This is a genomic window from Thermaerobacillus caldiproteolyticus, from assembly GCF_015326725.1.
Classification (GTDB): domain Bacteria; phylum Bacillota; class Bacilli; order Bacillales; family Anoxybacillaceae; genus Thermaerobacillus; species Thermaerobacillus caldiproteolyticus.
In genome coordinates this window covers 258,952-278,656 of record NZ_CP064060.1, presented here as the reverse complement: position 1 = coordinate 278,656, position 19,705 = coordinate 258,952, and the positions used below count along the sequence as shown (strand labels likewise).

The 19,705-nt window shown below is 42.7% G+C and carries 23 protein-coding genes; 7 read left to right on the top strand and 16 right to left on the bottom strand.

Translation table 11 applies throughout. The annotated features are described in order from the left end of the window. Positions 1 to 30: 30 nt before the first annotated feature. From ISX45_RS01470 to argC, 4 genes are read right to left on the bottom strand one after another with little or no spacing between them, the layout of a single operon-like run. A complete protein-coding gene (locus ISX45_RS01470; RefSeq protein ID WP_181555765.1) occupies positions 31 to 1,188 on the bottom strand; it encodes an acetylornithine transaminase in 1,158 nt (385 codons plus the stop codon). Continuing rightward, on the bottom strand, positions 1,188 to 1,964 hold the full coding sequence (argB, locus tag ISX45_RS01465) for an acetylglutamate kinase (RefSeq protein WP_181555764.1): 777 nt from the start codon (positions 1,962 to 1,964) through the stop codon (positions 1,188 to 1,190). The genes ISX45_RS01470 and argB overlap by 1 nt, the downstream gene beginning before the upstream one ends. Before the next feature lie 20 nt (positions 1,965 to 1,984). Beyond that, positions 1,985 to 3,217 carry a bifunctional ornithine acetyltransferase/N-acetylglutamate synthase gene (gene argJ / locus ISX45_RS01460; RefSeq protein ID WP_181555763.1) on the bottom strand — a complete coding sequence of 411 codons (1,233 nt, stop codon included), beginning with the start codon at positions 3,215 to 3,217 and terminating at the stop codon, positions 1,985 to 1,987. A gap of 15 nt (positions 3,218 to 3,232) precedes the next feature. Continuing rightward, complete coding sequence (argC, locus tag ISX45_RS01455; RefSeq protein ID WP_194519822.1) at positions 3,233 to 4,270, bottom strand: N-acetyl-gamma-glutamyl-phosphate reductase; 1,038 nt, start codon at positions 4,268 to 4,270, stop codon at positions 3,233 to 3,235. A gap of 629 nt (positions 4,271 to 4,899) precedes the next feature. On the opposite strand from argC, the gene ISX45_RS20175 reads away from it, so the two are divergent. Beyond that, positions 4,900 to 4,995: a helix-turn-helix domain-containing protein gene (locus tag ISX45_RS20175; RefSeq protein ID WP_228485605.1), complete on the top strand. Its 96-nt coding sequence runs from the start codon at positions 4,900 to 4,902 to the stop codon at positions 4,993 to 4,995. A 96-nt stretch (positions 4,996 to 5,091) separates the two neighbouring features. Here the strand turns inward: ISX45_RS20175 and ISX45_RS01445 are convergent, their stop codons facing one another. From ISX45_RS01445 to ISX45_RS01410, 8 genes are all read right to left on the bottom strand, one after another. Then, the gene (locus tag ISX45_RS01445; protein WP_194519821.1) at positions 5,092 to 5,826 is read right to left on the bottom strand and encodes a YwiC-like family protein; all 735 of its coding nucleotides are present in this window, start codon (positions 5,824 to 5,826) and stop codon (positions 5,092 to 5,094) included. Between the two features lie 18 nt (positions 5,827 to 5,844). Next, a complete protein-coding gene (gene moaD, locus ISX45_RS01440) occupies positions 5,845 to 6,075 on the bottom strand; it encodes a molybdopterin converting factor subunit 1 (protein WP_181555856.1) in 231 nt (76 codons plus the stop codon). Continuing rightward, positions 6,075 to 6,545 carry a molybdenum cofactor biosynthesis protein MoaE gene (locus ISX45_RS01435; RefSeq protein ID WP_194519820.1) on the bottom strand — a complete coding sequence of 157 codons (471 nt, stop codon included), beginning with the start codon at positions 6,543 to 6,545 and terminating at the stop codon, positions 6,075 to 6,077. Before ISX45_RS01435 ends, moaD begins: the two co-directional genes overlap by 1 nt. Then, positions 6,542 to 7,051: a molybdopterin-guanine dinucleotide biosynthesis protein B gene (gene mobB, locus ISX45_RS01430; protein ID WP_194519819.1), complete on the bottom strand. Its 510-nt coding sequence runs from the start codon at positions 7,049 to 7,051 to the stop codon at positions 6,542 to 6,544. The genes ISX45_RS01435 and mobB overlap by 4 nt, the downstream gene beginning before the upstream one ends. Beyond that, on the bottom strand, positions 7,048 to 8,307 hold the full coding sequence (locus ISX45_RS01425; RefSeq protein WP_194519818.1) for a molybdopterin molybdotransferase MoeA: 1,260 nt from the start codon (positions 8,305 to 8,307) through the stop codon (positions 7,048 to 7,050). Before ISX45_RS01425 ends, mobB begins: the two co-directional genes overlap by 4 nt. Before the next feature lie 348 nt (positions 8,308 to 8,655). After that, positions 8,656 to 9,678 (bottom strand): GTP 3',8-cyclase MoaA, encoded by a 1,023-nt coding sequence (gene moaA, locus ISX45_RS01420; RefSeq protein WP_194519817.1) that lies wholly within the window; start codon positions 9,676 to 9,678, stop codon positions 8,656 to 8,658. 14 nt (positions 9,679 to 9,692) lie between these two features. After that, entirely contained in the window at positions 9,693 to 10,349 is a 657-nt protein-coding gene (modB, locus tag ISX45_RS01415; protein WP_194519816.1) for a molybdate ABC transporter permease subunit, read from the bottom strand. 366 nt (positions 10,350 to 10,715) lie between these two features. Next, positions 10,716 to 11,303: a molybdenum cofactor guanylyltransferase gene (locus tag ISX45_RS01410; RefSeq protein WP_181555755.1), complete on the bottom strand. Its 588-nt coding sequence runs from the start codon at positions 11,301 to 11,303 to the stop codon at positions 10,716 to 10,718. A gap of 393 nt (positions 11,304 to 11,696) precedes the next feature. On the opposite strand from ISX45_RS01410, the gene ISX45_RS01405 reads away from it, so the two are divergent. Then, the gene (locus tag ISX45_RS01405; protein WP_181555754.1) at positions 11,697 to 11,843 is read left to right on the top strand and encodes a hypothetical protein; all 147 of its coding nucleotides are present in this window, start codon (positions 11,697 to 11,699) and stop codon (positions 11,841 to 11,843) included. Between the two features lie 556 nt (positions 11,844 to 12,399). Here the strand turns inward: ISX45_RS01405 and ISX45_RS01400 are convergent. Then, positions 12,400 to 13,167: an alpha/beta fold hydrolase gene (locus tag ISX45_RS01400; RefSeq protein WP_194519815.1), complete on the bottom strand. Its 768-nt coding sequence runs from the start codon at positions 13,165 to 13,167 to the stop codon at positions 12,400 to 12,402. A gap of 113 nt (positions 13,168 to 13,280) precedes the next feature. Here ISX45_RS01400 and ISX45_RS01395 point away from each other — a divergent pair, with 113 nt between their 5' ends. From ISX45_RS01395 to ISX45_RS01385, 3 genes are all read left to right on the top strand, one after another. After that, entirely contained in the window at positions 13,281 to 14,087 is an 807-nt protein-coding gene (locus ISX45_RS01395) for a Cof-type HAD-IIB family hydrolase (protein ID WP_181555752.1), read from the top strand. Positions 14,088 to 14,173: 86 nt separating this feature from the next. Next, the gene (locus ISX45_RS01390) at positions 14,174 to 14,326 is read left to right on the top strand and encodes a hypothetical protein (RefSeq protein WP_181555751.1); all 153 of its coding nucleotides are present in this window, start codon (positions 14,174 to 14,176) and stop codon (positions 14,324 to 14,326) included. Between the two features lie 2 nt (positions 14,327 to 14,328). Next, positions 14,329 to 14,526, top strand: coding sequence for a DUF3813 domain-containing protein (locus ISX45_RS01385; protein WP_194519814.1), 198 nt, complete (start codon positions 14,329 to 14,331; stop codon positions 14,524 to 14,526). A 340-nt stretch (positions 14,527 to 14,866) separates the two neighbouring features. Here ISX45_RS01385 and ISX45_RS01380 read toward each other — a convergent pair whose 3' ends face one another. Next, positions 14,867 to 15,709, bottom strand: a complete 843-nt coding sequence (locus tag ISX45_RS01380; RefSeq protein WP_181555749.1) for a YitT family protein — start codon at positions 15,707 to 15,709, stop codon at positions 14,867 to 14,869. 123 nt (positions 15,710 to 15,832) lie between these two features. Here ISX45_RS01380 and ISX45_RS01375 point away from each other — a divergent pair, with 123 nt between their 5' ends. Continuing rightward, positions 15,833 to 16,696, top strand: coding sequence for a DegV family protein (locus ISX45_RS01375; protein WP_194520592.1), 864 nt, complete (start codon positions 15,833 to 15,835; stop codon positions 16,694 to 16,696). 62 nt (positions 16,697 to 16,758) lie between these two features. Further along, on the top strand, positions 16,759 to 16,890 hold the full coding sequence (locus tag ISX45_RS01370) for a DUF3941 domain-containing protein (protein WP_181555747.1): 132 nt from the start codon (positions 16,759 to 16,761) through the stop codon (positions 16,888 to 16,890). 126 nt (positions 16,891 to 17,016) lie between these two features. On the opposite strand, the gene ISX45_RS01365 is transcribed toward ISX45_RS01370, so the two are convergent. Further along, positions 17,017 to 18,672, bottom strand: coding sequence for a methyl-accepting chemotaxis protein (locus ISX45_RS01365; protein WP_228485604.1), 1,656 nt, complete (start codon positions 18,670 to 18,672; stop codon positions 17,017 to 17,019). A 14-nt stretch (positions 18,673 to 18,686) separates the two neighbouring features. Then, positions 18,687 to 19,670 (bottom strand): BMP family lipoprotein, encoded by a 984-nt coding sequence (locus tag ISX45_RS01360; RefSeq protein ID WP_194519813.1) that lies wholly within the window; start codon positions 19,668 to 19,670, stop codon positions 18,687 to 18,689. Positions 19,671 to 19,705: the final 35 nt, after the last annotated feature.

Sequence of the window (19,705 nt, the reverse complement as noted above, 5' to 3'; positions counted from 1 at the left end):
ACATACAGTTCATTAAAGATGCAGCTATGTTCAACTAGCTGCGACACTTTCTTTCATTAATGTTTGTTGTAATATATCGACAGCCATATCAAGCTCTTCGTTCGTAACAATAAGCGGCGGTAGTAAACGGATAACGTTAGGTCCAGCGGTTAGTACAAGCAGTCCATTGGCATGAATCGCTGGAATCAGCTTTGTGATCTCTTGTTTACATTCAATCCCTATCATTAGTCCAAGACCGCGCACGTCTTTTACAATATCTACTCCGTGTAGCGCTTCGCGAAGTTGTTGTAAAAAGTATGCTCCTTTTTTTTGCACTTCCTGTAAAAATTCCTCTTTGAAAATGACTTGTAATGTCGCTTTCGCAGCCGCCATAGCAAGCGGATTGCCGCCAAATGTCGAGCCGTGGATACCGGCTGTAAACGTATCTCGCAAAAATGCTTTTCCGATCATTGCACCAACCGGAACTCCGCTTCCTAATCCCTTGGCGCTCGTAATGATGTCTGGCTCGATTGAAAAATGTTGATATGCAAATGCGGTCCCAGTACGACCAATGCCGGTTTGCACTTCATCGACAATGAACAGAGCGCCATACTGTTTGCAAAGTTCGGCGATTTTTTGCAAAAACGCTTCGTTCGCTTGTCTCACGCCGCCTTCGCCTTGCACAATCTCGACCATGATCGCAGCCACACGTTCGTCCATTTCTTGTTCCAATGTGGCGATATCGTTAAAAGGAAGATGAATAAATTCCGGTAACAGCGGCCCGAACCCTTTATACACTTTTTCTTGCCCAGTCGCTGACATCGTCGCAAACGTCCGACCGTGAAACGATTGTTGAAACGTAATGACTTTCGAGCGACCCGTGTGCTTACGCGCTAACTTTAGCGCTGCTTCGTTCGCTTCCGCCCCGCTGTTACAAAAAAACACATAATCTCCGCAGCTATGCTCAACAAGAAGCTGTGCCACTTCTTCTTGCAAATCGCTTGTGAATAAATTGGAGACGTGCCAAACTCGCTGTAGCTGTGCCTCGATTGCAGCTTGAACAGCGGGATGGCGGTGACCAAGATTACAAACCGCGATTCCTGCAACGAAATCTAAATATTGTTTGCCGTCTTTCGCGACAACTTTTGTCCCCTCCGCTGATTCGAGACAAATGTCCCAACGGTTATAAGTAGGAAATAACGCTCCCATTAGTAAACCCCCGCTTCTTTTCGAATGATCGTTCCATAAATCCGCCCATTTTCGGAATAAAATGTTGTTTTTCCGCTGACAATCATTACTTCATCAAGTGACTCCGATAGTGCAGCCACCGCTGCTTTTACTTTTGGAATCATCCCTCCGGAAATAATCCCGTCATCAATCATGTTCTCAATCGTCTCAATGGTTGCGTGCTCGACCAAGGAACCGTTTTGTAAAATGCCCGGAACATCGGTAACGAATACGAGTTGTTTTGCTTGTAACGCTTTGGCGATAGACCCTGCGGCCGTATCAGCGTTAATGTTATATTTTTGTCCTTTCCGGTCACTTCCGATCGGAGAAATGACCGGAATATACCGAGAGAGAAGAAGATCGTTTAAAAATTGTTCATTGACATTTACAACTTCCCCAACATACCCTAGCTTAGCAACATCAATCGATGCAGCTTCAAGCAAGCGAGCATCAACTCCGGAAAGACCAATGCTAGGAAGGTGGTATTGCTGTAGTAAGGAAACAAGCTGTTTGTTTACTTTCCCGCTTAAAATCATTTCCACAACTTCTAATACCTCTTCTGTCGTCTTCCGCAATCCATTAATGAACTCGCTGCACACATTTAATCGTTTCAGCATTTGTCCGATTTCCGGACCACCGCCATGAACAATAACGATATTCATGCCTTGAGAGTACAACGCTTGTAAACTCGTAAAAAAGGATGGTGACAACTCGCTTAATATGCTTCCTCCGCATTTGATGACAATTGTCTCTCCCATCGTTCTCTCCTCTCATTTTCTTATGTACGATAGCTTGCATTAATTTTGACGTAATCGTATGTTAAATCGCAGCCCCACGCCACGCCTGTTCCATTGCCGAGATGGAGATTCACTTCAATAACGACTTCTTTATGTTGTAAATAAGCAGTAGCCGCTTCTTCCGAAAACGGCTGTGGTTCGCTTCCTTTTAACATGACGATATTTCCGAGTGAGATGTCGACATGATCCGGATCTACTGTCGCATCCGCATGGCCGATCGCCCCGATAATTCTCCCCCAGTTCGCATCTGCCCCATAAACAGCAGTTTTCACTAAATTCGAACCGACAATTTTTTTAGCAATTCGTTTCGCTTCTTCATCCGTTGCTGCTCCGTTCACGCGCACTTCAATAAGCTTCGTTGCCCCTTCGCCGTCTTTGGCAATTTGTTTGGCTAAATCTTCGCATGTTTGTTTTAATGCTTCGTAAAATTTTGGCCACTCTGGATGATTCGGAGTAAGCTCGTTATTTTGGGCAAGCCCGCTTGCCATCACGACAACCATATCGTTCGTCGATGTTTCACCGTCAACGGTAATTTGATTAAACGACACGTCCGTAATCGAACGAAGTGCATCTTGAAGGGAACTTGAAGAGATATTCGCATCGGTTGTAACAAAAGCAAGCATCGTTGCCATGTTCGGATGAATCATTCCTGATCCTTTCGCTGCCCCGCCGATCGTGACCGTCTTTCCATCAATGGTCGTTTGATAACACGCTTTTTTCATCACCGTGTCCGTCGTTAAAATCGCCGTTTGAAAAGCAACAGCATCTTCTTGTAAGTGACTCGGCTGCAATTTTTTGATACCAGCACGAATTTTCTCCATCGGCAAAAATTCGCCGATGACTCCTGTTGAAGCTACCGCTACAAGATGCGGTTGCAGGCCAAATTGCTCAGCGCATAACTCTCTCATTTCATAAGCATCTTTTAATCCTCTTTCTCCTGTACAAGCGTTCGCACAAGCACTATTGACGATGATCGCCTGCAATTTTTGTTCAACAGCGATGCTTTGCTGTGTCACTTTCAGCGGAGCAGCTTGAAAATGGCTTTGCGTATAAACCGCGGCACAAGACGCCGGCACCTCGCACACAATCACTCCTAAATCTTTTTTGGCATACCGCAACCCAGCGTGTACGCCTGCTGCTTGAAAACCTTTCGGCGTAACCACCGTTCCCTCAGCGATATAGTAAACGTCACTTCCTTGCTTTGTGATTATCATGACACTAACTCCTTCCTACGGATAAATAGGCGCAAATGCCAGCCCGCTATCTTCGTCCCATCCCATCATCACGTTCAAGTTTTGAATTGCTTGACCGGCAGCTCCTTTGACGAGATTGTCAATGACGGAGACAACCGTCACTCTTCCTGTTCGTTCATCATATGCAATGCCAATGTCGCAATAGTTAGAGCCATAGACTTCTTTTGTCGCTGGGAATTGTCCCGGCTTTCGTACACGAACAAACTTGGAATCTTCATAACTTGTTTTATACAAATCTAGCAACATCTCTAATGACAAATCTTCCTTTGCTTTCGCATAGATCGTTGCCATAATTCCTCTTGTCATCGGGATTAAATGAGTACTGAACGTAATTGGTTGAACATGCTCATCCCACATTTGCAGCATTTGCTCAATTTCTGGGATGTGTTGATGTTCATTCACTTTATAAATTTTGACGTTTTCATTTGTTTCCGAAAAATGAGTGTTTAACGAAGCTTGACGTCCGGCTCCTGATACTCCTGATTTCGCATCAACAATGATCGAATCTTCTTCGATCAAACGATGTTTCACAAGCGGTGCTAATCCAAGTAATGTTGCCGTTGGATAACAACCTGGATTGGAAAGAAGCTGAGCACCTCGAATCTCTTCTTTGTTCCATTCCGTTAAACCGTACACAGCCTGTTGCAAATAAATATCGGAAGCTGTTTGCCGCCTATACCATTTTTCATACACCGTTCTATCTTTAAGGCGAAAATCGCCGGATAAATCAATCACTTTGATCCCTTTTTCAATAAGCAATGGTGCGAGTCCGCTTGAAACACCCGGCGGTGTAGCAAAAAAGACAAGATCGCATGTAGCTGCAATTTGTTCCATATCAATCTTTTGAAGAATAAGCTCTCCTTCTTCACGCGCATGAGGAAAACTGTGAGATAACGGAACTCCTTCTTGTGACGATGAATAAAGAGAGCAACGACTTATATAAGGATGATGGCGCAAAAACCGCAGCAATTCTACACCGCTATACCCTGTTGCGCCAATAACTGCGATGTTCATGTTCTTCCTCCTTGAACGAATTCTCTTTCATGTAGTTATCATTATAATACTGCATAAAAATAAAATCAAATGTATATTTAATTATTTTCTAAAATTTATGTATATATTTATTCAATTGTCTTTTTCCGTATTCTTTCTATAAATCTGAAAACATATTGCTTATGATTTTTAAATCAGTAATAAACGTGGCGTTCGATAATACAGATACTGTTTCAGAGTGTTTATCGCAATATCCCAATACAAAAAATTTCGTGAAGGGAAAAAGAGAAAGCGACAAAAAATTTACTACATTCAGTCCGGAAAAGTACAAATGAGTAAAATGACGGCAGATGGACAAGAATTTACATTACGGATATGCAATAACGGGGATTTTTCCATGCAAAATATCTGCCAAGTGCCAAAGCGCTCGAGACGGGATTGTTTCTGCCACTTCAAAAAAGGTGCTTAAAAAACCACCAATTATCTCTCATGCTTATGAAATGGATAAATGACCAGTGTCGCAAAACTCAAACGAAATTTCGCGACCTTAAAAAGAAGCATTATACTCTACGCTGATTCGCTTATGTAACCGTTACGGGGGGATGAAGGAAGACGGCATTCTAATTAGCTTGCAACTAACACACTAGGAATTGGAGAGCTTTTGCGGAACGTCGCGCGAAGCCGTCAACAGCTTGCTGAGCAAATTGCGGAAAAAAGGCATCACCTCCGTACCAAAAAGTTCATAGCCTTGAATATTTACGTAACGAAATCGCTTGTGAAGGTTGTCCGCCGGAAATATGCAGCATTGATTAAAAAAGGAGACGCATAATGCGCCTCCTTTTTTATGATAGAAAAATCAACATAACGAGCAGAAAATAAGCCGAATTGGCAATTTCCAAAATACCTACTTTTGTTACGGAAAGCGATTTTCCATATAAAGATATTGCACGAATGACGCTTGGAACATAGGCAAGAGCAAACAATGGATAACCAATCATCACTAGGACAACAATTAATAGAAAATGATAAATCCATGACCCCCATTTATAAATAGAATTTTTCTTTTCGCGGATCATCGTTTTCACATAAAAGGTGCTTCCGATAAAAAAGAGGAAGCTAAATAAAGATAGTTCGAACGCTTGAATCGTTAATGCGCCGCGCCCGACGTAAAAGCTGGCAAGACCACCGATACAAAAAGCAGCAATAGCAGCTACATCGTTAAAAAAGGCGCGCTCATTTTTCTTTTTCGCATAATAAAGATTCATCAAAAAGAACGGAACCATGGCGATACCAAAGTTAATGAGCATCGGATGGTACAATAACGGAATAAGAAACATCATGACCGCGAATGAAAAATAACAATAAAACCATGGCATATATTCATTCTTTCGCTTTGTTTTTACTGTCATTAAGAATGGATATTTCGCTAAATGTAAACATAACCAGCCGAGAAATAACGGAAGATGGAACCAAGAAAACCCGCCCGCATATGCTCCTAATCCAAACGGAATGCCAAGCATCGCCCAAGCGCCATGTTGTTTGGGAATAAGCAAGGTCGGCTTCTTGCCAACAATCATCGCTTTGTTACTCCTGATTCATCCCCCGCTTACTGGTGGGATAAAAGCAACGGTATCGCCAGGTTTGAGCTGTTGCTCTTCCCGTGCGTATTCTTCGTTAACTGCCACCATCACGTGGCGCAAGTCGATTCCATACCGTGTTTCAATCTGTTGTTTTAACTCTTTCACTGTTTGCGGAACGTATTGCATTTCGATTCTCTCTTGCCCAATTGCTTCTTGTAAGTGAGCAAAAAAGAGCAATGTAATCATCATATGAAGTCCTCTCCTTCCGGTTTTCCCGTCGGATACGCTTTCGTTTCCAGCTGGTTTCCTACCCATTCTGTCCCATCTTCCCAATGTTCTTTTTTCCAAATCGGCACAATTTGTTTAATTCTCTCAATTGCGTACCGATTTGCTTCGTAGGCGTCGTTCCGATGCGGTGTCGAAACAGCAATGACGACAGCAATATCGCCAATATCGAGCTTGCCAATCCGGTGCGTGATCGCCACTTTTGTTTCCGGCCACTTTTCGCGAATTTCTTTTCCGATTTGCGCCAACATTTTTTCCGCCATCGTCACATATGCTTCATACTGTAAAAATAACGTTCGTTTTCCGTTTGTCAGCTCTCTCACCGTTCCGATAAACGTCGTAACCGCACCTGCTTCCGGACGTATCACTTTTTGTATCACTTTTTCAATGGAGATTGGTTTTTCCGTAATCATAAATAATGGTTCGCTCATACAGCTTTTCTCACCTCATTCATCAACCATTGTAAATAGCGCTCCTCGTCATTAATCAAAAAAACAGGATATGGGATGGATGCTAGCAACGGGGAAGGCTCCCATGTAATAACTGCGACAATATTTGTTAATACAGAAAGCGACGACCAATCTTCATCGGTCCGCAGCATCACGATTTTCTTATATTGTTCACGTTTATACCCTTCGACGATCGTAAAATCAATAGGCAACAGCGAATAAACTGATAAAATTTGTGACAACGTCCATTGTGGCTGAAAGGCGTGTAATTGCAATAGACCATTTCCTTCGACCGAAGTGACAATCGCTCCGGCTTGTTGATGCCGGCTCGAATCATTAGTCACATGACACACATCCGGATTGCCGCCGTGACCATGGTGTTTCACCGTCCCGACTTTGTATCCTTCTTGGGAGGCTTGCTTTATCCATTTTTCGATGAGTGTTGTTTTTCCGCTATTTTTGTAGCCGACGACTTGCCAGACGTTCATACAGCACTTCCTTCTTCATCTTCTAACAGCCATACATCAACCGTATCTCCTTTGGCGAAACCGCGCGTTCCTCCCGGCAACACCATCAGCGCGTTCGCTTTTGCAAGCGATGTGACGATATTCGATTTATCCATTCCGACAGGGAAAACGTATAGACGTCCGTCTTGAACGGTCACATAGCTTCTTACAAAGCGAGTAAACGGATTCGGTTTTGGAAAATCAGCCAATAACGTTGCAGTCTCTTTTCGCAAATACGGCTTTGGCGAAAACAGCCTCGTTCGAACAACAGGGCGAACGAATAATTCGTACCCGACGTAACAAGCGGAAGGATTGCCGGATAAACCAAACAATAGCTTTCCGTTGACATGTGCTACCGTTGTAACACTTCCTGGCCGCATGGCCACTTTATTAAATAATACTTCAGCTCCCAGCCGTTCATAAATAGTCGGCAAATAGTCGTAATCACCGACAGAAACACCGCCTGTTGTAATGAGAATATCGACATCATCCAACACTTGCTCAATTGCCGCCAAACATTCGTCAACATCATCAGCCAATGTTCCGAAATATACAGGTATCGCTCCGCTGCGGATAACTTGCGCGCTAATCATGTACGAGTTGCTGTTGCGAATTTTGCCAGGAACAAGCGGCTCGGAAACCTCCAATAATTCGCTGCCTGTCGCAAAAATGCCGATCCTCGGTTTTTTCGCGACTTTTACTTCTGCATAACCAAATGTTGCTAATAACGCCTGTACACCCGGGTTAATGAATGTTCCTTTTGGCACGAGCACATCCCCTTTTTTCGCATCTTCGCCTTGAAAGGATATGTTATCCCCCGGCTTGAACGAACGTTTAATCGACATATACTTTCTACCATTCCGCTCATATTCTTTCGTCAGCTCAAGCATTACGACCGCATCGCAGCCACTTGGAATTTGTGCTCCTGTCATAATGCGTACCGCTTGAAACGGCTGAACGACTTGTTTTGCTACGTCCCCCGCGCCAATCGCTTCGATGACCTCAAATTCAACAGGATGAGTGAGGCTGGCTGAAGCGGAATCTACCGCACGAATCGCAAAGCCGTCGTAAGGGGAACGATCAAACGGCGGAACATCATGATCGGCACAAAGCGGCTCGGCCAAATATCTTCCATAAGCTTCTTCAAGTTGGACTGTTTCTATCTCTCCCTCTTTCGCATACGCCATCACTTTTTTTATTGCTTCTGTTACTGGAATGGGTGTTCTTTTCTCTATCACTAGGTATCTCCCCTCATTTTTTCTATTGCTTCATAACGAATAAAGATCAGCGGCATTAAAAGTTCCCGTTTCTATCCATTTTACATTGTAGAAAAAAATTGAACAAACAAGTTGTAAGAATTTTCTCTATCTGTTCCAAACGCTAGCGGTCTTAGGGTGTCTCACCTTCTTTCGGACAAACACGAAGAACCCGGGCTGCCTCATCATGATGAGTTAGCTCGGGTTTTAGTCTATATTTGCTTTTTGAATCAGCATCGATATAAAACATAAGAAATCGCTTGAAGAGAAACATTCTCCTCAGCGGATGAAACACGCTTGTGAATCGCATGTAGAGAATGTTTGCGTTTTTTAACCGCCAATATAAGACATTTCGATTTTTTTCCGCGTTTTTGCCGTTTGTTCTGTCCGTTCATCGGAATATCGGTCTGTTCGTTTATTCCATGTCGAAATAATAAGCTGTTGAAGTTCCGATTTTCCTACTCCTGCGCGTAGTTTTTCTTTTAATGAAATCCCATCTGTCGCAAATAAACACGTATACAGCGTTCCATCCGCAGAAATGCGCGCCCGCGTACAGCTTCTGCAAAATGATTCGGTAACTGACGCAATAAAACCTACTTCCGTATTTGTGCCGACGTAACGGTAGCGGCTCGCGACCTCGCCAAAATATGCCTGCTCTACCGGTTCAAGCGAATGAATTTGTTGAATTTGCTCATAAATTTCTTTTTTCGTAACGACATGAGAAAAATCCCAACCGTTCGTGGTCCCCACATCCATAAACTCGATAAAGCGCAGCGTGATTCCTTGTTCCTTAAAATATGTCGCCATCGGTATAATTTGTGAGTCGTTCATTCCTTTTTTCACAACCATATTCACTTTTACGCCAAGCCCCGCTTCTTTTGCTGCAGCAATTCCCTTTAAAATCGGCCCAACTCCGACGCCAACTCCGTTCATTTTTTTTAAAATGGCATCATCAAGCGCATCAAGGCTGACATTGACGCGCTGTAATCCTGCTTCTTTTAATATTTTCGCATACTTCACTAAATGGACACCGTTCGTCGTTAGGGCGATATCACGAATACCTTGAATGACTGTCAGCCGCTCAATCAATGATGGTAAATCTCTTCTTAACAGCGGCTCTCCTCCGGTAATGCGAATTTTTTCGACCCCCAATTCGGCAAAACTTTCGACAAGCAAGACCATTTCCTCAACCGTCAGGAGCTCATCTTCATTTAAAAAGCGAAAGTTCGGGCCGAAAATTTCCGCTGGCATACAATACACGCAGCGAAAATTGCATTGGTCGGTCACGGAAATGCGCAAGTCACGCAACGGACGATTCCATTGATCGACAATTGGCAGCTGTATTTTTCCCATAACCTTCCCTCCTTTCAAGTTGATTTAAAGATCGTTGCACATAGCAGTAGTAAAAACGAAAACACAATTGTTACCGCTACCCACGCCCATGCTAGCGTCATTTCTCCCGATTCCATGGCCACGTAAATCGCCGTAGGGATCGTTTGCGTTTTTCCAGGAATATTCCCGGCAAACATTAACGTCGCACCAAATTCTCCAAGACTGCGAGCGAATGATAAAATCGCCCCCGAGAGAATCGCCTTATTCGCTAACGGAATCGATATATAAAAAAAGACTTGATATTCGTTCGCTCCGTCGATGCGCGCCGCCCCTTCTATTGCCTCATCCACCGCTTCAAACCCTGCCTTCGCTGATTGATACATTAAAGGAAAGGAAACAATGACCGAAGCAATCACCGCCGCATACCACGTAAACATAATTGTCCCTTGAAATATTGCTTCTACCGCTCTTCCAACAAGACTATTTTTACCAAAAACTACCATTAACAAAAAACCAACGACAGACGGAGGAAGAACAAGCGGAAGCATAAACAACGTTTCAACGACGATTTTTCCTTTAAACCGACGGCGCGCCATCCATTTTCCACACAACATTCCAAGTATAACAACAATCGCTCCTGCGACTAGTGATACTTTTAATGACAGCCAAACAGGCGACCAAAACTCGTTCATTACTAAAACCTCTTTCAACTAGAACCGTTCTTTGTCCACGATATATACAAATGTGACATCACTCATATGAAATACTACTTAATTTATAAGGAAAGTATAACATAGCGAACAAAAAGGTGAAAAAATGTAGTTTCAAACAAAAAGCATCATAATTGTCATCAATGTTGATTTCCACAAAAAGGGAAAAATCAATTACTTCGTCGATCCAACAAACATTATATATACATCGCCTAGTACCCTCTTACACAGGTCATCATAATCGCGAATTTCTGTTTGATCATGACGCTAGCGACAATATTCACGTTCACTTCCGAACAGACATTAAGGATGTTCCCTTCTTTCTCATTGAAAAACATAGAAGAAGGGCTATGTCACAATATCGTCGTATTCGTCCCGCTCATTAACATTACGAAATACACCTTCTTCCTCTATAAAGTCATGTTCATTCACATAGCGCACCCGACAACGATTAAGCAGCGACATCATTCTGTTTTCTCCCGCTTCCAACAATTGTTCCATCCGCTCCAATGTGCGCCGATGGTACATGCCGACTAACGGCTGAATACGCCCGAAATGAGCAGAGAGAATGGCATCAAATGTTTCATCGACATACCTAATCATATTGGCCACAGTATTTGTGCGCATATACGGCATATCGCATGGAAGAACAAAGACCCATTCCGCCTTTGTGTTTTTCATCACTGTATAAATTCCAGCAAGCGGTCCTTGACCGCGATACACTTCTTCATCCATGATTATTTTTTCATCCGTCAGTTGTTGAAAGCGCAACAAAAGAGATGGATGACTCACAATATAGATGTCCTCAACAAATGGACGTAATGCATTTATCGCAATCTGAAAAAAATACATCCCTTCTCGCTTCGCAAATGCTTTCGGACTGCCAAAGCGCCGTGACTCTCCTCCAGCAAGAACGGCTCCTACCATCTGTTCCATCTTCGCTCACTCTCCCACAGTCAACATTTTTGTCTCACTGTAACACGAGGGAAACAAAAAGAAAAGATTTCCTAACTGTATTCAGGAACCTCCCTTTTATTCCAATTGCCTCCATGTAAATTAGTTTTCCCTTTCCATCGAAGAGGACATGGATCATGGTCATTCGCTAATTCCATCACTTTTCCCACAAATAAACGGGAAATCGCTGGGTGCCGATCCCGCAGTTTATAATCAGACGTATTGAATTTTCGTAACAAATTGGCTCATAAAATAGGTCTTCCTCATATTATAATAGTCTATATACACATCGTAATGACTTCACTTACTTGTGGTAGTGATGGGCATCTCAATTTGTTATGAACTTTCTCAACGCTCACGAAAGGAGAATGGCGGTTGGAGGAGCTCGTCGGCTTTTGTTCGGAGTGCGGCAAACCGATTCATTGTTTGTATGGGTTTTTGAACGGTGTCGTCAGCAGCGAAAAAGAAACATTGTACTGCTTCCAATGTTATAAGAAAAAAGACGTAAAGAAAAACCGTTAATGATGGCTAATGAATCACGGAACGTCAGCTCTGTGATTCGTTTTTGCTTTTTCTCTTCCCTGATCATCTTTATGATTGCTTTGTATGCATTCTTATCAGTCAATACACTGCCATTGCTGTAATATTGCATCCATATTCATCGTTTCAAATTGGCATTATTTTATATCATCCAATTGAAATACTTCTTCTTTCTTTCGCTTTTGCCCGCTTGGAAAAGTATGAATCACGAATGTAAAAAATTCTCGAGGAGCTCGCTATATCCGTTGACCCTGAATTCAGGATTAACACCGTCGATTTAGGGCTCATTTATAACATCAATTCAAACGAAGGAAAGGTAACCAATCACAACACAGGGTTGTCCCCTCCATGATTCGATAATGGCGGAGTGAAACGGGTACTTGCAGGCATTGAAGAGATGAAAGATGTCGATGTACAAATCTTATGGAAGCCACCATGAACCCCGGAACGAATGAATGGGAAAGCCATTGCCGCAACTGGGACATCGGTAAAAAGAAAAAACGGTAATGTCGCTTAAAAGCAACATAGCCGTTTTATTTTAGACGTGTTGAACAAACCACTTCACCGTTTCTAAAAACGCTTCCCTTGTTACTTTATGGCCCGCTTTATCATCGAAAATCCCCTTTACCCTCTCTTCATTTCCTTGGTAAAGAGGTTTTATTTGTTCATAAAATTCATATGTATATTGATAAGGTACAACTTGGTCGCGCACACCATGCCAGATCATTAATGGGCGACCTTGCAGTTTTTCCGGATGAAGCGACAAATCGTATTTCGCCAGCCGCTCCTTTTCCTTTTGCAGCTGCTCATCGGTGAATGGGATCGATATACGCATTTTTTTCGCCATTGCAATTTGTGCGTCAAAAAATGCTTCGTAACAAGGGTTCCCCATTAACGAGACCGCGGCTTTAATCCAAGAATACGTCGCGAGCGCACCAAATGTGACGATTCCTCCCATTGACGTACCGGCAACTCCGATTCGATCTGCTTCAATGAGATGACGACGATTGAGCTCCTCTTTTATTTGTTCAATTTCTGCAATCGTCCGAACGACAATGTTCCAAAACGACAATTGTAATTGTTTTTCTGTTAAGTTCTTTTCACGTTCTCCATGATAAAGCGCATCCGGCAAAATGACGCGATATCCTGCTTCGGCAAGCAAATAGCCGAAATGAAGGTTATGTTCTTTCGCGCTTGTAAAACCGTGAACAAATATAATGAGCGGCAGCGGCTCTTGTTTTTTCTCCTCTTTCACAACATGTAATACAGGAATTTGTGCGATTTTTTCATTTTCAATAATAACCATGGCGCTGGAGACTCCTTCTTAATTTTCTTTTTCTAATATATTAGTGTAACATGTAGACAAAAATTTTGGAAAAGAGTTACACTAAATAAAAATATACAAGTAAAGGAGATAGTATGGAACGATATTTAATTGCTTTAGACTTAGATGGCACATTGCTAAAAGATGACAAAACAATTTCCCCATTGACCAAAGAGGTGATTTTTCGGGCAAAAGAAGCAGGCCATATTGTCGTCATTGCTACTGGAAGGCCGTATCGCGCTAGCAAAATGTACTATGCAGAGCTCAGTTTAACAACACCGATTGTCAATTTTAATGGTGCTTTTGTCCATCATCCAAATGATGATTCGTGGGGGATTTACCATACTCCCCTTGAATTGAAAACAGTAAAAGAAATTATTGAAGTAAGCGAAACATATCATGTGAAAAATATTTTAGCTGAAGTGATGGATGATGTATATATTCATGAACATGATGAAAAGCTTCTTGATATTGTTCAATTGGGCAACCCGACGATTGAAATCGGCGATTTAAGGCAAATGTTAAAAGCCGACCCGACGAGCATTCTTATTCATACCGACGAGGAACACGTCGATGATATTCAGGCGTATTTATCCGACGTCCATGCCAACGTGCTTCATCATCGTCGTTGGGCTGCTCCATGGCATATTATTGAAATTGTTCGCGCAGGCATCCATAAAGCCAGCGGCCTGCAGCGCATCGCCGAATATTACCAAATTCCGAAAGAACGTGTCATTGCCTTCGGGGATGAAGATAACGATTTGGAAATGATTGAATGGGCTGGATATGGTATCGCGATGGGGAATGCGATTGAACCGCTAAAACAAATCGCCAATGATGTCACAAAAACAAACGAAGAAGATGGGATCGGCGTTTACTTAAAGGCGCTGTTAAAGTTGTAACGAATTGCCTTATTATCATTCCACTGATGCGGTTACAATATAAATGACGCAACATTGCGTCTTGATTTTTTAAGGGGGAATGCGTCTTGGGTAAACGAAATAAATCAAAACGCTTCATTCAGCAAAGCGTTGATGCCGTAGAAAAGCACGATGAGCGAATCCCTTATCATATGACGTACGCAGAGGCGGAAGAGCGAAAGGCCAAGCAGGCAATTGACTCTTCACTTGGAGGAGCATAACAATGGGAAATCCCCTGTTTCAAAAAGCGCGTGAAGCGGTCATGATCGCCAAGCAAGCAGCAAACGGGAAAGCCGATACCGACCTTCAGCACGCGATCGATGTCGCCAAAAATGCCCTTTCCTCTGCCTATGCTCATTCAAGTCTAGCCGAAAAAGCTCAGTTACATCAGTTTCAACAAGAGCTGGATAAATTACAATAAACAACTTCACGTATAAGAAAAGCGGGAATAGCCCAATTTTGCCTAAAGGCTGTCACATCCTGTAAGCACAAAATGATGCCATTGTGGCTTGCCATGGGCAACGTTCTTTCACCCATAGAAGTGCTTGTCACCTCAGGGGAGAAGACTATTTGGCACAAGAGAGCTAGACAAAATGACAAAGGAAGGTTATTCTTCAGACGCTTGCGCCTTCGATAGCATATATCATCGAAAAAATTGATTCAAGCAGTTGATACGTTGCAAGCTGAGCTAGACAATTCTCCTCGAAAAGGAAGCAAGATATCAATTCTTATGATGAAAAAGCTGCGGACAATCCGCAGCTTTAATCTTTCCGGAAAAATCCAAATACATCTGTCGTCTGAACAACATTCGTAAAGGCATTCGGATCGACTTTTTTAATGATCCTCGTTAAATCAAATAATTCATATCTCGTGATAACGATAATGAGCATATCTTTCGGTTGTTGTGAAAATGCTCCTTTCGCTGGTACAGTCGTAATCCCGCGCACAAGTTTCGCATGAATCGCTTTTTTCAATTCTTCCCCTTTATTCGTAATAATCATGACCGTTAATTTTTGATAACGCGTATGAATCGCATCGATGACACGCGTCGATGCATATAACGTAACGAGCGTATATAACGCTTTTTCCCATCCGTATACAAAACCTGCTGTTAAAATAATAACTGCATTTAACGCAAAAAAGTATGTGCCAACCGGACGATCTTTCATGCGTGATAACACTAATGCAATGATGTCAAGGCCTCCGGTGGATGCCCCCCACTTTAACGTAATCCCAATACCAACTGCCGCAATTACTCCACCGAATACTGCATTTAGTAAAATATCTTGCGCAACCTCTTTCACTGGAATGATTTCTAAAAATAACGACATAAAAATCACACTGAGAAAGCTATAAAACGTAAATGATTTTCCAACTTTTTTCCACCCCAAAATCGCAACGGGAATGTTAAGCAGGAACAATAAAAGTCCCGTCGAAATATGATAAGGCGTATAGTCATGAGCAAGTTTTGAAACAAGTTGGGAAACTCCAGCAAATCCGCTCGTATAAACGTTAGCGGGAATAAGAAATAAGTTCATGCCTACTGCATTCAGCAGTGCGCCAATGATAACAATGATCAACTTTTTCGCTTCTAACAAAATCATTTGTGCTCCTCCTGTAGGTCGTTCTTCCATAGTGTTTGTTTTTCCTTTTCTTCGTAAACGAAAAATGGTATCTTACACTTATAAAAATAAAACTATTTTATAAAAAGGCAGAAGGTGAACATGATGTCGATTAACATTGTAGCCGATAGTGGCTGTGATTTGCCATACTCTTTTTTACAAAAACATTATATTTCCTTCCTTCCGCTCATTGTTCATTTGAACGGAACGGATTATGAAGACTTTGTAACGATTGACCCAAAGCAAGTATATGAGGCAATGCGAAAAGGGGAAATCGTAAAAACATCGCAGGCAAATGCACTGAAGATGAAAGAATTGTTTACAGAGCTTGCCAAAGATGGTCGCCCAGCGATTTATATCGCGTTCTCGTCGCAATTATCAGGAACATATCAAACGGCAATGATGGTGCGTGAGGAAGTGCTCGAACAGTACCCTGACTTCTCACTCACGATTATCGACTCGAAATGCGCGTCACTCGGCCTAGGACTTGTCGTCGCCAAAGCAAGCGAATTAGCCCAGCAAGGCATGCCATATGAACAGCTATGTGACACCATCGCTTCTTATTGTCAACATATGGAACATATTTTTACCGTCGATGATTTAGAATTTTTAGCACGCGGCGGACGGATTAGCAAAGCATCTGCGCTTGTCGGCGGACTATTGAATATTAAGCCGCTGCTTCATGTCGAAGATGGGAAACTTGTTCCGCTTGAAAAACTGCGCGGTCGAAAAAAAGTGTATAAACGAATGCTTGAATTGATGGCAGAACGCGGGGACGATTTGCAAAAACAAGTGATTGGCATCAGCCATGGCGATGATGAAGAAGCCGCTTTAGAATTAAAAAGACAAATCGAAGAGACATTCGGCTGCACACGCTTTTTCATTTCTCCGATTGGCGGCGCAATCGGCGCTCATGCCGGTCCGGGCACATTGGCGCTCTTTTTCCTCAATCAACACGTCGAAGCATAAAATCATGCCTTTTCGAAAAAACTACCGGTGTACAATCCACATAAAGGAGTTGTAACACCAGTATGTCCCATACAAGCGATAATGATAAAAAGGCGCGTGACAATAACGCGAAACTCCACGAAAAAAATATGCTTCGCGAAAAAAACCGCCAAGCGGGAAAATACGAATATTCGAAGAAAACGGATCATCTGTAACATTGATATAAGAGAGGGATGTCCCTTAAAAGGGCATCCCTCTTTTTTACTAACAGCCAAACTGGCCCCTAGAAAAAATGTAAAATATTCTATTGCAATAAAGAACATGCCTTTTCTTAGGTTGCATTATTTCGTTCGGAACCTCGCCATAACTGCGTGCAGTTCATCTGTGAGCTGGCGCAGCGTCGTCACTTTTTCGACCATTTTTTCAAATGCGGTCAGCTGTTCTGACATGGAAGCGGCGATTTCTTCGCTTCCGGCTGCGGATTGCTCAACAACCGCGCTAATGCTTTCGACATTTTGCAATACTTGGTTTCCTAATTCTTTCGATGTATTTACATCCGCCACAAGCGCTTGAATATCGCTTGAGATTCCTTCAACTTTTTTCTCAATTTCGGCAAACGCATTGGTCGTTGTTTCAATCGATTGCGATTGTTGTTCGGCGATTCTTACGCCTTGAGCTACCGCTGACGAAACAGAAGCAACGCCGCGTTTGATGAGGGAGACCGTTTCAAAAATTTGCTTTGTCGCCCTCGCGGATTCTTCAGCTAGTTTGCGAACTTCTTCAGCAACAACGGCAAATCCTTTCCCTGCTTCTCCCGCTCTCGCTGCTTCAATCGCCGCATTTAATGCCAATAAATTCGTCTGTTCGGCAATATCTGATACCGCTTTAGCCATTTGTTCAATGTTCGCAGCATAGCTCGTAAATTCATTAGTCGCTTGTTCAATAGACAATGTCGCTTCCGAGTTATCGCGAACGAACTGCATCTGTTGCTCCATCGCTTTTTGGCCGTTCTGAATCGCCGCAACAGCCGCTTCGCTATACAGCGCTGTCTGCTCTGTTCGTTCCGCCGTTTTTGCAAATGTAGCATCCATCTTCTCAATGAGCAATACCGCCTGTTGCAATTCTTCAGAAATGCTTTGTGAACCTGCCGATAGCTCATTCGTTGATAAAGCAACTTGACGATTGATCTCTGTTAACATTTGATTCTCTTTTTCCAGTTCTTTGGCAAATGTTTCAACTTGTTTGCTTACCCCATCAACAGAGTGCAGCAACCGATTGAGCTCATCAACCATCGTATTGAACGCGGTATTCAGCGCTCCTAATTCATCATCATGCTTATAAGAAACTCGTTCCACAAGCAAGTTACCACTAGCGATTTCTTTGGCGTTGTTCGCCAAACGCTGCAGCGGATTCGTAATGGAGCGCGTAAGCCGTAAACTGATTCCCCCTGACATGATGATGAGCGCAATACTTCCGATAATGGCTGTCCAAATGACAAAGCGGATTTGCGCTTGCAAATCGCTTTGCAGTTTTTGATAAAAATCATTCGTGTATAACTGCAAAACGTAAACGTCATTGAGCGCTCCCTCAATCCGCATCGCTTGCCGTCTCACTTCGGATGCATCACGCTGATCGAGCGCCTCAAGCGATTGGGTGTGCACATCCGAAAATTTCTGCTTCGCTTTCGTTAACAGCTCAATAAATTGTTTTTGTTTTAACGTTTTTTCTAGTTTGCTAACGAATCGTTCTGTTTCTTGAATTTGAGTCGTTACTTCTTGCTTATTTCCCTCGGTCATATTATAAGCAAAATTATTTAAGCTTTGTTTTGTCGATTTCATGCTTGCTTGTAGCTGTTGTACCGTCAGCAAAACCGGAACGATATCTTTATTCGTCGCTTGAATCGACAGCATATTCACAATAATAAATCCCATCATTGCCATCGACAACAATAACAAAATGAACGAATGAAGCCATAGCTTTTTCCGAATCGTCATCATAATCCCCTTTTCCGTTACTTCGTTGTCACTTCACCGTTAATGATTTTTTGTTTCCATTGTTCAATCAGCTGTTGCTTATGCTCATCCCACGGTACTGCACGAATCTGTGCGAGTCCGACTCCGTTTTCCGCCAATCCAAGCTGAACCGTTCCGCTTGGCAAATCTCCTTTTGTTACGTATTGCTTTAAAACGGTAAACAAGGCAACGTCCACGTTTTTAACCATGGATGTCACGACCGCTTTTTCCGCATAAAAATATTGGTCACTATCGACTCCAATCGCATACACCCCATGTGCTTCCGCTTCCCGAAGCGCGCCGACCCCTGTAAGTCCCGCCGCGGCATAAACGATATCGCATCCTTTTTGGAACATCTCTTTCGCAATCGTTGCGCCGAGCTTCTCATTTCCGAAGTCACCCGCATAAACGACATTAACAGAAGCAGAAGGTTTGATCGCGTGAACACCTTTTTCAAAACCTGCCTCAAATTTACGAATAAGCGGCACATCATCTCCGCCGATAAAACCGACTCGATTCGTTTTCGTTGTCAATGCGGCGACGACGCCAGTCAAAAAACTACCTTCATCTTCTTTAAATGTAATGGATGTTACGTTTTTTAATTTGGATACAGAATCAATTAAAATAAATCGTTGTTTCGGATATTGTCTCGCCACTTTTTCTAAATCCTCTTGCACCATAAAACCAAGACCAATGACAATGTCATTGCCTTCTTCGGCAAGCTCTTTTAAACCTTGTTCATACGTCTTCGTATCGCTCAATTCCCGATAATCAAAAATGATTCCTAATTCGTCGCGCGCTTTCATTAACCCGCGAAACGCGGAATCACTAAACGATTGATCTCCTAGTCCGACGTCCGACAACATAATCCCAACTTTGATTCGGTCTTTTTTCTTCGTTGCCTCTTGTGTCGAACAACCAGCTACGATACTAAATAAAGTGATGAGTACGATGATAAGACATATGTGTTTCTGCTGTTTCATTTGCCTGTCCCCTCATTTTTTAAAATATGTCCATT